General features: G+C 72.9%; 11 protein-coding genes. 8 read left to right on the top strand and 3 right to left on the bottom strand.

Annotated features, from left to right (window positions below):
• Positions 1-66 precede the first annotated feature (66 nt).
• The gene (locus Aiant_RS15525) at positions 67-753 is read left to right on the top strand and encodes a hypothetical protein (protein WP_189328821.1); all 687 of its coding nucleotides are present in this window, start codon (positions 67-69) and stop codon (positions 751-753) included.
• Here Aiant_RS15525 and Aiant_RS15520 read toward each other — a convergent pair.
• Entirely contained in the window at positions 750-1,271 is a 522-nt protein-coding gene (locus Aiant_RS15520; protein WP_189328822.1) for a DinB family protein, read from the bottom strand. The two genes, Aiant_RS15525 and Aiant_RS15520, sit on opposite strands and share 4 nt — an antisense overlap.
• Before the next feature lie 43 nt (positions 1,272-1,314).
• Positions 1,315-3,039, bottom strand: coding sequence for an alkaline phosphatase D family protein (locus tag Aiant_RS15515; protein ID WP_425322672.1), 1,725 nt, complete (start codon positions 3,037-3,039; stop codon positions 1,315-1,317).
• 77 nt (positions 3,040-3,116) lie between these two features.
• Between Aiant_RS15515 and ftsY the strand changes: the two genes are divergently transcribed.
• The 7 genes from ftsY to Aiant_RS15480 all read left to right on the top strand — a co-directional run bounded on the left by ftsY (position 3,117) and on the right by Aiant_RS15480 (position 12,681).
• Complete coding sequence (ftsY, locus tag Aiant_RS15510) at positions 3,117-4,274, top strand: signal recognition particle-docking protein FtsY (protein ID WP_189328824.1); 1,158 nt, start codon at positions 3,117-3,119, stop codon at positions 4,272-4,274.
• A 20-nt stretch (positions 4,275-4,294) separates the two neighbouring features.
• Positions 4,295-5,110 (top strand): aminoglycoside phosphotransferase family protein, encoded by an 816-nt coding sequence (locus tag Aiant_RS15505; protein WP_221501865.1) that lies wholly within the window; start codon positions 4,295-4,297, stop codon positions 5,108-5,110.
• A gap of 233 nt (positions 5,111-5,343) precedes the next feature.
• Complete coding sequence (locus tag Aiant_RS15500) at positions 5,344-6,669, top strand: ammonium transporter (protein WP_229829842.1); 1,326 nt, start codon at positions 5,344-5,346, stop codon at positions 6,667-6,669.
• Positions 6,670-6,704: 35 nt separating this feature from the next.
• Positions 6,705-7,043, top strand: coding sequence for a P-II family nitrogen regulator (locus tag Aiant_RS15495; RefSeq protein WP_014694245.1), 339 nt, complete (start codon positions 6,705-6,707; stop codon positions 7,041-7,043).
• Between the two features lie 4 nt (positions 7,044-7,047).
• Positions 7,048-9,318: a [protein-PII] uridylyltransferase gene (locus Aiant_RS15490; protein ID WP_189328826.1), complete on the top strand. Its 2,271-nt coding sequence runs from the start codon at positions 7,048-7,050 to the stop codon at positions 9,316-9,318.
• 31 nt (positions 9,319-9,349) lie between these two features.
• Positions 9,350-11,620 carry a glycosyltransferase family A protein gene (locus Aiant_RS15485; RefSeq protein ID WP_189328827.1) on the top strand — a complete coding sequence of 757 codons (2,271 nt, stop codon included), beginning with the start codon at positions 9,350-9,352 and terminating at the stop codon, positions 11,618-11,620.
• A complete protein-coding gene (locus tag Aiant_RS15480) occupies positions 11,617-12,681 on the top strand; it encodes an O-methyltransferase (protein ID WP_189328828.1) in 1,065 nt (354 codons plus the stop codon). Before Aiant_RS15485 ends, Aiant_RS15480 begins: the two co-directional genes overlap by 4 nt.
• Here Aiant_RS15480 and Aiant_RS15475 read toward each other — a convergent pair.
• Positions 12,678-13,163 (bottom strand): CAP domain-containing protein, encoded by a 486-nt coding sequence (locus Aiant_RS15475; protein WP_189328829.1) that lies wholly within the window; start codon positions 13,161-13,163, stop codon positions 12,678-12,680. The genes Aiant_RS15480 and Aiant_RS15475 overlap by 4 nt on opposite strands.
• Positions 13,164-13,293 lie beyond the last annotated feature (130 nt).

Below are 13,293 nucleotides of genomic sequence, written 5' to 3'. Positions count from 1 at the left end.
GACCCCGGAACCGCGGGCCGGGTGCTCCCGTCCAAGATGGGAGCACCTCTGCCGGAAGGATCGTCGATGTCTGCTGTGGCCAAGATCGGCCTGTTCGCCCTGACCCTGAGCCTCGCCGCTTGCTCGTCCGGGTCACCCGACTCGTCCGCGCAGCCGGCGAGCAGTGCCCCGGCGAGCAGTGTTCCGGCGAGCAGCGCCGCCGGCAGCGCTCCGGCGAGCAGCGCGCCGGCCGGCGCTCCGGCCACGAGCAGCACGCCGGCCGGGATCGCCCCGGTCGGCCCGGGCACCGCGATCCGGCCGGACCGCCAGCTGGTCTTCGCCACCGTCCCGTCCGGCGGACGCAAGATGCTGACCGTCGGCTCGGACGGCGTCGTCGCACTGACCGACCACCTCGACGACCGGTCCGTGTTCGTGCTCACCCCGATCAAGCCCGGCGCCTCGGAGTACCTGATGAAGACCGCCAAGCTCGTCAAGGGCGGCGAGCCGTGGTGCCTCCAGGTGTCCTCGCCGGGTGGCAGCAAGTCGCTGGACCTGAAGATCGCCGCCTGCGACGCCGGCCGGCGGGACCAGATCTTCACGTACCCGAAGACGCAGGACGGCAAGGGCCGGTGGATCGAGGTGAACGGCCTTTACGTGTACGCCGAGGGGGACGACGACAAGGTGATCGTCCAGGAGAGCGGCGAAGGCGACGCGATGACCGCCTTCACCGTCCGGGACGAGGGCAAGTCCACCCTGCCGCGCCTGGGTGACTAGTCGCCGGTGACGCCGTCGATCCGCTCGCGGAGCAGGTCGGCGTGCCCGTTGTGCCGGGCGTACTCCTCGATCATGTGGGTGTAGACCCAGCGCAGGCTGATCGGGCCGCGCCGGCCCGGGAACTCGTGGTCCAGCGGCAGCGCGGCCACGGCCGCGTCGGCCAGCCGGACCTCCTCGTGGAAGGTGGCGAAGTCGGCCTCGGCGTCCGCGCCGGCCACGTCGTCGAAGTCGCCGTTGTCGTTGCCCTCCGGGCAGTAGAGGTCGCCCAGCGTGGTGTCCTGGGCGGCCTTGGTCCGGAACCACCAGCGCTCCACCTCGGCCATGTGCCGGACCAGGCCGAGCAGGGTCAGCGCCGACGGCTCGACGCTGGCCGTCTTGAGCTGCTCGGCGGTCAGGCCGGCGCACTTGAGCAGCAGCGTCTGCCGGTGATAGTCCAGCCAGCCCTGCAGCATGGGGCGCTCGGCGCCGGTGAGTGGTTCGGATACGCGATGCGCCTCGGGCGCGGTCCAGGTAGTCATCGCCGGTCATCCTGGCGCAGGTCGCGACCGCTCGCCACGGAATTCACGGCTGGTACCGCGTCGCCACCACCTCGTGCAGCCGGCCGTCCTTGGTGGTGCCCTCGATGCACGCCGTCGCGGACCGGCCGTCCAGGGTCAGCGTGCCGATCGCGTTGCCGAAATACGGCCCGGACAGCCGCCTCCAGCGGATCAGCGGTTTGACCACCCCGGCCGACCGGGCCAGACCCCGGGCCACCCGGGCGACCGGCGGCAACCAGGCGACCCGCATCAGCGGCCGCAGCGGCAACGGCACCTCGTTGTGGATCGGCGAGCAGGTCAGCTGCATCACCGGGGTGGCCACCGGGTGCCCGAAGTCGGCGCGGGCGACGTACGAATGGTGCACGTCCCCGGAGAGCACGCTGATCGACGCCGGAGCGGCATAGGCCCCGCCCGCGCCGACCCGGTGCCCGGGCGCGCCCACCCCGCCCTCGCCGAGCCGCCGGAACAGCTCGCCCAGCGCGGTGAACGACTTGCCGAACGCGGCCCAGTGCTCCAGGTCGAAGGCGCGCCGCACCTTCTCGGCGAACCCCGACCAGCGGGGCCGGCGGGACTCGGCGGCCGCCTCGTTCCACGCCTCCAGGTGGTGGATGGCCGGCGGCATCAGCCACGGCAGCGACGAGCCGACGACCAGGTGGTCGTATTCACCGTGGGCCTGGTCGAGGAACCAGTCCCACTCGGCGGCCGGCAGCATCGCCCGGGCGCCCGGGGTGAGCACCCGGTTGCACCGGTTGTCCAGCACCACCAGGCGGGTGCGGCCCAGGTCGAGGGCGAAACTCCACTGGTAGGGCACGTCGGTGTTCTCGGCCGAGCCCGGGTCGTCGACCCGCAGGCCGAACTCGCGCAGCAGGTCGGTGGCGTCCCCGGCGGCCGACACCTTCTGGAACAGCGGGTCGGCGTCCAGCTGGTCCGGGCTGAGGTTGCCCAGGTGCTGATAGACCCAGTACGACCCGAGCCCGCCGGAGATCCGGTCGCGCCACCACGACTGGGCGGCCATGTCGGCGCGCCAGGACGCGGACGTGTTCCAGTCGTCGATCAGCTCGTGGTCGTCGAAGATCATCACGCTCGGCACGGTGGCGAACAGCCAGCGCACCTCCGGGTCCCGCCACGACTCCAGGTAGAGCTTCGTGTACTCCTCGAACGTCACCACCTGATCGACCGGCCCGTCGTGCCCGGCCGCCCGGCGCCGGCGCAGGAACCGGCGCACCTTGTGCGACGTCTCGTCCGCGTAGACCTGGTCGCCGAGCAGGACCAGCAGGTCGGGGCGGTGCTCCGGCTCGGCCATCAGCCGCCGGGCGTACGCGTCGAGCGCGTCCGGGGGCAGCTGCCGCCCGGTGGCCTGCGGGGTGGCCTGCCGGCACGACCCGAACAGCAGCGAGACCGGCTGGTCCGCGTCGTCGGCGGCCCGGGTGCGGATCACCGACGGGGGATAGGGCGAGCCGGCCGCCGGCCACACCTGCTGATCGTCCAGCAGCACCCGGTACGCGTGTGCCGAGTCCGGGGCCAGACCACTGACCACCACCAGGGCGTAATGATGGCCGTACGCCGAAAAGGTCGAAGCGGACCCGGCGGCCTCGCCGCCCGCCTCGACCCGGACGAGCGCGGGCTCGCTGGTCTCCACCCACACGGTGGCGCGATCACCGACGACCCGGCGTAATACGGGCCCGATGAGAAGTTGCGCGGTCACTGCACGCCACCGGCCTTCCAAGCTGGTTCTCGAGGGTGCCCACATCCTTCCCAATGAGTGCCCGGAATCGCCAGTACGTGGCCCACGCCACGGCCGGACGACTCATCTGTCAGGATTTCGGCATGGAATACGTGGTCGCCGCAGTGATCCTGCTCGTCGTCCTGGTCGTGGGCGCGGTCGGGCTGGTCGTGCCCCGGATGCGCCGCAAGGAGCTTCCGCCGCCGCCGGTTCCCCAGGTGCCCGCGGCTCCCGTCGAGGAGGAGCTGCCTCCGCTCATCGAGAAGGTCGAGGAGCCCGCCCCCGCGGTTGAAGAGCCGGTCGTCGAGGAGCAGCCGGTCCTCGAGAAACCCGAGCCGACCGCCGGCCGCCTGGTCCGGCTGCGCGCCCGGCTGGCCCGCTCGCAGACCGCGCTCGGCCGGGGCCTGCTCGCCGTCCTCTCCCGGGACCACCTGGAGGACGACGACTGGGAGGAGATCGAGGACAGCCTGATCACCGCGGACGTCGGCGTCGAGGCCACCCAGGTGATCGTCGAGCGGCTCAAGGAGCGGGTCCGGATCCTCGGCACCCGGACCGTGTCCGAGGTGCGCGAGCAGCTCGCCGAGGAGCTGGTCGCGGCGCTGGAGCCGGACCTGGACCGGAGCCTGCGGACCACTCCGCACGACGGGCGCCCGGCGGTGCTGATGGTGGTCGGCGTCAACGGCGCCGGCAAGACCACCACCTGCGGCAAGATCGGCCGGGTGCTGATCGCGGACGGCCGGAGCGTGCTGTTCGGCGCGGCCGACACGTTCCGCGCGGCGGCGGCCGAGCAGCTGGCCACCTGGGGCGAGCGGGTCGGCGCGGAGACCGTCCGCGGGCCGGAGGGCGGTGACCCGGCGAGCGTGGCGTTCGACGCGGTCAAGCGCGGCATCGACACCGGCGTGGACACCGTCGTGGTGGACACCGCCGGCCGGCTGCAGAACAAGGTCGGCCTGATGGACGAGCTGGGCAAGGTCAAGCGGGTGGTGGAGAAGCACGGCCCGGTCGACGAGACGCTGCTGGTGCTGGACGCCACCACCGGACAGAACGGACTCGAGCAGGCCCGGGTGTTCACCGAGGTGGTGGATGTCACGGGTGTGGTGCTCACCAAGCTGGACGGCACCGCGAAGGGCGGGATCGTCATCGCGGTGCAGCGCAAGCTGGGAATTCCGGTCAAGTTGGTGGGGCTCGGCGAGGGGCCGGACGACCTGGCGCCGTTCGAGCCGGCCGCCTTCGTCGAAGCCCTTCTTGGGGAGACCGCGTAGGCTCAACCTGTTTCGCGGATATGTCAGGGAGGCTGTGGGTGACGCAGGAGCCGCTGCGCGAGATACCGCTGCACGGTGGCAACGTCAGCACGGTGTCCCGGATCGGCGACACGGTCCGGCGTAATGCCGGCCCGTGGACGCCGGCTGTCCACGCGCTGCTCAACCATCTGGAGCGGGTCGGGTTCACCGGCTCGCCCAGCGCGCTGGGCATGGACGAGAAAGGCCGCGAGGTGCTCACCTACCTCGACGGCGAGTGCGGGGAGTATCCGCTGGCCCCGCACTGGGTGACCGAGGAGGCGCTGGTCACGGTCGCCACCATGCTGCGGATGTTCCACGACGCGCAGTACGGTTTCGTGCCGCCGCCCGGCGCGGTCTGGCGCTCGTTCGGGCCGCCGCCGCCGGACACCGAGGTGATCTGCCACCACGACGCCGCCCCGCACAACGTGGTCTGGCGGCCGGACGGCACCCTCGCCCTGATCGACTTCGACCTGGCCTCGCCCGGCTCGCGGATCTACGACGTGGCGTACGCGGCGTGGACCTGGGTGCCGCTGTTCAGCGACCGGGACTCGTACACGCTGGGCTGGAAACGGCCGAACCGGCCGCGGCGGCTGCGGCTGTTCGCCGACGCGTACGGGCTGATCCCGCGCGACCGGCACCGCCTGGTGCGGACCATCCGGAAACGGATCGTCGACCACGTCGAGGGGATCCGGCGGATGGCGGCGGCCGGTGACCCGGCGTTCGTCCGCATCGTGCACAAGGGGCATCTACGCCGGCCGATGCGCGATCTGCGGCTGCTCGACTACGAGCGGCACACCCTGGAGTACGCCCTCCGCTGACGTCCCGACTGTGAGAGTTTCTTCACACGTCGGAAACAACCCGTGACGCGCCGGAAATCGCGCGTAGACCGTTGCCGAAACAGCCAGCCGGAAACCTCTGCGTCGAACCGGCCGACACGGCGACGCTGCCCCCTCGGTCGGGTGTGAGGACACCTAATCCGAGAGGAGGCAGCGTGGAGATCAACACCGGCAATACCGCCTGGTTGCTCCTGTCGTCTGCGCTCGTTTTGCTCATGACACCCGGTCTGGCGCTGTTCTACGGTGGCCTCAACCGGTCCAAGGGCGTTTTGAACATGATGATGATGAGCTTCTCGTGCATCGGGCTCGTCAGCATTCTGTGGATCATCTACGGCTTCACCCTGGCGTTCGGCGTCAACAGCAGCGCCGGGCTGAACAACTTCCTGGGCAACTTCGACTACCTCGGCACGCCGGTCGGCAAGATCACTGAGGAGTGGCTGTTCTTCGGGGCCAACACCGGCATCCCGACGTACGCGTTCCTGGTCTTCCAGATGATGTTCGCGATCATCACGGTCGCCCTGATCAGCGGCTCGGTCTCGGACCGGATGAAGTTCGGCGGCTGGGTGCTCTTCGCCATCGCCTGGTTCACCATCGTCTACGTCCCGGTCGCGCACTGGGTCTGGGGCGGCGGCTTCATCGGCGCCAAGATCCGCGCGCTGGACTTCGCCGGTGGTACCGCGGTGCACATCAACGCCGGTGCCGCGGCCCTGGCGCTCGCCCTGGTCCTCGGCAAGCGGGTGGGCTGGCCCAAGGAGAACATGCGGCCGCACAACGTGCCGTTCGTCGCCCTCGGCGCCGGCCTGCTCTGGTTCGGCTGGTTCGGCTTCAACGCCGGCTCCGAGCTGACCGTCGACGGCACCACCGTCTTCGCCTTCATCAACACCCAGGTCGCCACGGCCGCCGCGCTGGTCGGCTGGGTCATCGTGGAGTGGCTGCGGGACGGCAAGCCGACCCTGGTCGGCGCCTCCTCCGGCGCGATCGCCGGTCTGGTCGCGATCACCCCGGCGTGTGGCTTCATCGCCCCGCTGCCGGCCGCGATCCTCGGCATCGTCGCCGGCGCCGTCTGCGCCCTGGCCGTCGGCCTGAAGTACAAGCTGGGCTACGACGACTCGCTCGACGTGGTCGGCGTGCACTTCGTCGGCGGGTGGCTCGGCTCGCTGGCCATCGGTTTCTTCGCCACCGACGCCGTGAACTCCGGCATCACCGACCCGAAGATCCTGAACGCCAGCAACGGCCTCTTCTACGGCGGCGGCGCCACCCAGCTCGGCCGCCAGTTCCTCGGCAGCCTCTCGGTCACCGTCTACTCCTTCGCGATCGCCGCGATCCTCGCCCTGATCCTCAAGGCGATCAAGCTGCACCGGATCAGCGCCGAGGCCGAGGTCGGCGGCATCGACATCGCGGACCACGGCGAGACCGCGTACGAGAACACCCCGGCCGCCGGCTCCGGTGGCGGTGGCGCGTTCGCGATGGCCGGCCTCAAGCCGGGCGCCGCGATCGACGCTGACGGCAAGGCTGACACCAGCCAGAAGGTCGCCGGTTAATCTCTCTCATGGCTGCTGAAGTGGAAGGACTGAGCATGAAGCTGGTGACCGCGGTCATCAAGCCGTACCAGCTCGACGCGGTGAAGGAGGCTCTGCACGCCCTGGGCGTCGCCGGGCTCACCGTGAGCGAGGTGCAGGGTTACGGCCGGCAGAAGGGTCACACCGAGGTGTACCGGGGCGCCGAGTACACGGTGGAGTTCCTGCCCAAGATCAAGGTCGAGGTGATCACCGACGAGATCGACGTGGAGAAGATCGTCGACGCCGTGGTGACCGCCTCGCGGACCGGCAAGATCGGTGACGGCAAGGTCTGGGTGACGACGGTCGACGACGTCATCCGGGTCCGCACCGGCGAGCGCGGCCTCGACGCCCTCTGATCACATGACGAACCCGTTGAGTGAGCCGCCGGCCCCGCCCGCACGTCCGGCTGCCGGCGACTCGCTCGACAAACTCAAGGAACACATCGGGGCCGCGGCGCGCGAGAGGCGTGCCGCGGCACTCGACGTCTGGCTGAACGAGCTCTTCCCGAGCCACCTGCCCGGCGTCAGCCTGCTCGCGGTCGGCGGGCTCGGCCGGCGCGACTGCGCCCCCTACAGCGACCTGGACCTGGTGCTGCTGCACCGCGGAGTGGCCGGGATCGACCGGATCGCCTCCGCGCTGTGGTACCCGATCTGGGACGCCCGGCTCGGCCTCGACCACTCGGTGCGCACCCTGCCCGAGGCGCTCTCGGTGGCCCACGACGACGTGAAGGTCTCCCTCGGCCTGCTCGACGCCCGGCACGTGGCCGGCGACGCCACGCTCTCGGCGGAGTTGATCGCGGCCACCGGCGACCAGTGGCGGCGCACCGCCGTACGCCTCATGCCGCAGCTCAAGGAGCTCACCGAGACCCGCTGGGCCAGCCACGGCGAGCTCGCCTTCCTGCTGGAGGGCGACCTCAAGGAGGCGGCCGGCGGCCTGCGCGACGTCACCCTGCTGCGCGGCATCGGCCGCGCCGGGATCGCCGACACCATGCGCCCCGCGGTGCGCGCCGCCACCCTGCGGCTGCTGGACACCCGGGACGCCCTGCACCTCGCGGTCGGCCGCCGGGTCGACCGGCTGGTCGCCCAGGAACGCGCCGCGGTCGCCGGCCTGCTGGAGATCGAGGACTCGGACACCCTGCTGCGCCGCGTCTCCGGCGACGCGCGGACCGTCGCGCACGCCGTCGACGACGCCTGGCGGGCCGTCGACCGGCTCCGCGGCACCCGCCGCCGGCCCGGCGCCCCGGCCGTGCCGCCCCGTCGCCCGGTCGCCCGGGACGTGGTCGAGCAGGACGGCGAGCTGGTCCTGGCGCGGACCGCGATCGGCCCGGTCCCCGACCCCAGCCTGTCCCTGCGGGTGGCCGCCGCGGCCGCCACCGTGCAGCTGCCGATCGCCCGGGCCACCTGCGAGTGGCTCGCCGCGTTCTGCCCGCCGCTGCCGCACCCGTGGCCGGCCGCCGCCCGGGCCGCCCTGGTCTCGCTGCTCGGCGCCGGCCCCGGCCTGCTGCCGGCCTGGGAGACCTGCGACCGGTACGGCCTGATCGACGCCTGGCTCCCCGAGTGGGCCCGGATGCGCAGTCTCCCGCAACACCACCCGATCCACCGGTTCACCCTGGACCGGCACCTGGTCCAGGCCGCGTACGAGGCCACCAAGTACGCCCGTGAGGTGGACCGCCCCGACCTGCTGCTGATCGGCGCGTTCCTGCACGACGTCGGCAAGGGCCTGCCCGGCGACCACAGCCTGGTCGGCGCCCCGATCGCCGTCGACATCGCCACCCGGATCGGCCTGCCACCGGCCGACGTGACCACCGTCGAGAAGATGGTCCGGCTGCACCTGCTGCTGCCGGACGTGGCCACCCGCCGCGACCTGGACGACCCGAAAACCATCTCCACGGTGGCCGATCAGTTCGGCGACCCGGCCACCCTGGATCTGCTGCACGCCCTGGCCCGGGCCGACTCGCACGCCACCGGCCCGGCCGCCTGGTCCGACTGGAAGGCCCGGCTGATGGCCGAGCTGGTCCGCCGGGTGCGCGCCCGGCTGGACACCGGCGCCCTCCCGGAGCCCCCGGAACCCGACGCCGAGCTGCTCAGCGGCACCCTCCCGGTGGTGCACCTGGACGGCGACCAGGTCTCGGTGGCCGCCGCCGACCGCCGGGGACTGCTCGCCGGGGTGGCCGCCTGCCTGGCCATGCACCGGCTGGACGTGGTCGCCGCGAACACCAGCACGGTGGACGGGCGGGCGATCGTCGAGTTCTTCACGCAGCCGCGGTACGGGACGCCGTACGATCCGGTCGCCCTCGCCGCGGACCTGCGCCGCGTCGCGGCCGGCGACGTCTCGGTGACCCAGCGGGTCCGTGCCCGCGCGATGAGCGCGCGCGGCGGCACCGCCTCGCCGAAAGTGATCTGGCAGCGGGCCGCCGCGACCGACGCGGTGGTCCTGGAGTTGCGCGCGGCGGACTCCCCGGGCCTGCTCTACCGGGTCACGCACGCGCTCGACGAGGCCGGCGCGGAGATCCGGGCCGCCCGCATCTCCACCCTCGGCGGTGACGTGGTCGACGCGTTCTACCTGGTCGGCACGTGGGCCGACCAGGCCGAGCGGGACCGGGTGCAGCAGGCGGTGCTGGCCGCGGTGTAACCCGCGGCGGGCCGTCGCGTTGAACGCCCCGATGGTGGGTGACGAGAATCCGGCGGCGCTGGTCGCCTCCGCTGTGCGCAACCGCGCGGTCGGCCTCCGGGAGGACCTGGCGTCCGGCGACCTGGCCGGCCTGCTGCACGCCGCCCGGACCGGCCGGCGGCCCGCTCTGGCGAGACCGGACCGGGTGGCGGTCCTGGCCCAGGTGATCGCGTTGCAGGACGTGCTGCCCGGCGACCGGGCCGACGCGCTGGCGCTGTTCGAGATGCTCGGCGTGCGGCGGGTCCCGGCCCGGCAGCGGGACGTCTACGCCCAGCTGGCCCGCGCGCCGCGGATCGCCGCGAGCCGGCAGGTGCGCCACGAGATCGCCACCGACCTGGCCAACCCGTTCCGCGAGCCGGGCCGTCCGCTGCGGCCGTGGTTGCGGCGGTTCGGCGCCGGGCTGCCGGCCCCGGCGATCCGGCTGGACGAGCGGGAGCACCTGCCGCCCTTCGACCGGCTGTGCACCGACGATCCGTCCCCGGTGCGGCGGCCGGAACTGATCACCGTGGTGGTCACCGCGTTCCGGCCCGGGGAGGGGCTGCTCACCGCGGTCCGCTCGATCCTCCGGCAGTCCTGGCGGAACCTGGAAGTGCTGGTCGTCGACGACGCGTCGCCGCCGGAGCACGACGCGGTCCTGGACCGGGCGGTGGCGCTCGACCCGCGGGTCCGGCTGCTCCGCCAGCCGGTGAACGGCGGCACCTACGTGGCCCGCAACGCCGGTCTGGACGCCGCCGCGGGTGACTTCGTGACCTTTCAGGACTCCGATGACTGGTCGCACCCGCGCCGCCTGGAAATCCAGGTCGCGCCGCTGCTCGACGATCCGCGGCTGGTCGCCTCCACGTCGGACGGCCGCCGGGTCACCGAGGACCTGGCGCTGACCCGGCTGGGCCGGCGCGGGGGCAAGCTCAACCCGTCCGCCCTGCTGATCCGCAAGCGGGCGGTCCTCGACCGGGCCGGGTACTTCGACGTGGTCCGCAAGGGGGGCGACTCCGAGTACATCGACCGGATCGTCGCGGCCTTCGGCGACCGGGCGCTGCGCCACCTGCCGCTGCACCTGGCGCTGATCCGGCTCTCCACCGGCTCGCTGTCGCGCGCCGAGATCCTCCCGTACTGGCTGCACCCGGCCCGCGCCGCGTACCGCTCCGCCTACGTGGCCTGGCACGCCCGGATCGCCGCCGGGACCACGCCGGCCTTCCGGCCGCGCGACGGCGGGGATCGGCCCTTCCCGGCGCCCGCGCATCTGTCCCGGTCCGTCTCTGAGCAGGCCGCGACGGTGGCGTACGACGTGATCGTCGCCGCCGACTGGCGGGTGCTGGGCGAGTCGCAACGATCCGGGCTGGCCGAGATCGAGGCGCTGCTCGGGCGCGGGCTGCGGGTGGCGATCCTGCACCTGGAGGACTGGCGGCGGCCGGCGGTGCGGCGGCAACCGGTGCATCCGGCGGTGCAGGGGCTGGTCAACGCGGGCCGGCTGGGGGCGGTCGTGCTCACCGACCGGGTGGACTGCGGGCTGGTGCTGGTCCGGCAGGCGGAGGTGCTGCGGCATCACTTTGTCGAGGAGACCAGGCTCTCCCCGCGTACCGTAATGTTTTTGATCGATGAGGAACCGCGCGTCGCGCTGCGGCCGTGCGGCGCGGTGGCCGAGCGGATCTTCCGGGTCCCGGTGCTCTGGTGCCCGCAGTCGGCGGCGATCCGGGCGGCCCTCGCGGACCTGCCGCTGACCGCGTTCGATCTGCCGACCGTGGCCGTTGCCGGCGCGCCTCGCCGCACGCCGATCGCGCGGCAGCCGGTGGTCGGGGCCGAGGTGCACGATCTGCGGGAGCTGGCCGTGTTCGACGGGCTGACCGGTTGTGACGTGCGGATCCGGGTCGCGGACGGGCTGCGGCTGCCGCGGCAACCGGCGGGGCGGCTGGTCTATCGGGCGGCCGAGGTGGAGGCGCGGGAGTTCTACGGGCAGCTCGACTTCGCGCTGCCGGGCGGGTCGCAGCGGGCGGCGCTGGAGGCGGCCGCGGCGGGCTGCATCGCCCTGGCGCCGGGCACGGCCGGTCCCGGAGCGGCGCAGGAGTTGCGGCGGTATCGGACGGATCCCGCGCTGGTGGCGGAGCGGCGGCGGCGGGATCGGCGGGCGTTGTGGGACGGGCATCACCCGGATCGGTTCGTGGACCGGGTGGCGGCGATCGCGCGTAACGCCACTCAGGCTGCGCCGTTAGGGCTTGGTGTGGTCGCCCCCGCGGCCACGGCAGGCACCGGAGGTGGCAGTACATGAGGCTTCGCACACTGGCCGGCCGGGCGCGCGAGCTCGGCCCGCGCACCGTCGCCGCCGCCGGGCTCACCGCGCTGCTCGTGGCCGGCGTCGCGACCGCGGCCGCGCTCGACGCGACCCGGGTGGCGGTCAGCCTGCTCGCCCTGCTGCTCGCCCTGGTCCTGGCCGGGGTCCTGCTGCTGAACCGGCGGCTGCTCGCGCTCCGCGGCGACCGCCGGGAACTGCGCGACCTGCGGGTGGTGCTGGACGCGACGCAGCGCCGGGTGGTGTCCGCGGTGGAACGTCAGCGGCTCGCCGCCGACGACCGGCACCGCGAGCTGACCGACGCGCTGGCCCGGGTCCAGCGGATCGCCGACCGTGGCCTGCGGACCGTGCAGCACACCGTGCCCCGCGAGGTCGAGGCGACCGTCCAGCTCTTCCAGGGGTTCACGCCGCGCGCCCCGATGCCGTCCTCCGGCGACTACGCGCTGAACCCGACCGACCTGCTGGAGCTGCTCTTCCTGGTCCGGTCCCGGCGCCCGGAACTGGTCCTGGAGCTGGGCAGCGGCACCTCGACGATCTGGCTCGGTTACGTGCTGGAGCAGACCGGCGGCCGGCTGATCTCCCTCGATCATGAGCCGGAGTACGCGAACCGCACCCGCGCCGCCCTGGCCGCGCACGGCCTGACCGGGGTGGCCGAGGTCCGCGACGCGCCGCTGGCCCCGGTGGAGGTCGGCGAGCGCACCTTCTCCTGGTACGACCCGGCCGTCCTGGAGGACCTGGACGGCGTCGACTTCCTGCTGGTCGACGGGCCGCCGGCGGCGGTCGGTCCGGACAGTCGATACCCGGCGCTGCCGGTGGTCGGCCCGCGCCTCGCGGACCGCGCGACGATCGTCTTCGACGACGCGAACCGGCCCGACGAGCAGGCCGCCATCGAGGGCTGGCTGGCGTCCGACCCCGCGCTCGGCCGCGAGGGCGAACTCCTCGGCCGGCACGCCGTGCTCACCTACGCCCGGACAAAGAAAACGCCCCCGCCGCAGGGGGATCGGCGGGGGCGTAGCCAAGAGCCTGCGGTGCAGGCTTAATACCCGAAGTCCTGGGTGTAGTAGGGGGCGCCGCCCTTGCTGTAGACCGCGCCCACACCGACCGTCTTGGACTTGCAGTTCAGGATGTTGGCGCGGTGACCCGGGCTCTTCATCCAGGCGGTCACCACGTCCTTGCCGGAGCGGTAACCCCAGGCGATGTTCTCGGCGGACGGCTTCGGGTAACCCGCGGCCTTCTCCCGGACGACGAAGTTCGAGCCGCCCTTGCCGGTGTGGCTGAACGCCCCGGACTGCGCCATGTAGGCGCTGTGCCCGCGGGCCGCCGTGGTCAGCCGCGCGTCCAGCTTGAGCGCGCCACAGCCGTGGGCGGCCCGCTGCACGTTGGTCAGCCGCACGATGTCGGCCTGCAGCGTCGCCTCGGCGACCGGCGCGGCGTCGGCCGGGGTCGCGGCGAGCGCCACGCCGAAGGCGGCGGCCGGAACGAAGGCGGCGACGACGGCGAGGCGACGGAACAGCGAGCGCAAATCAGACCCTTTCGGAGTACGGCGCCTGGCTGATCGCCGGGCTCACCGTTCCCTTCGGCCCGCTCACCCGCCGGCATGACTGCCGTAAGGGTGTCGATGCGTCGCTGTTCGGTTGCCGCCCCGGCTCCAT

The organism is Actinoplanes ianthinogenes (assembly GCF_018324205.1).
Taxonomy (GTDB): Bacteria; Actinomycetota; Actinomycetes; order Mycobacteriales; family Micromonosporaceae; genus Actinoplanes; species Actinoplanes ianthinogenes.
Note: the sequence above shows the minus strand (reverse complement) of the source record. Positions and strands in the feature narration are given on the sequence as shown.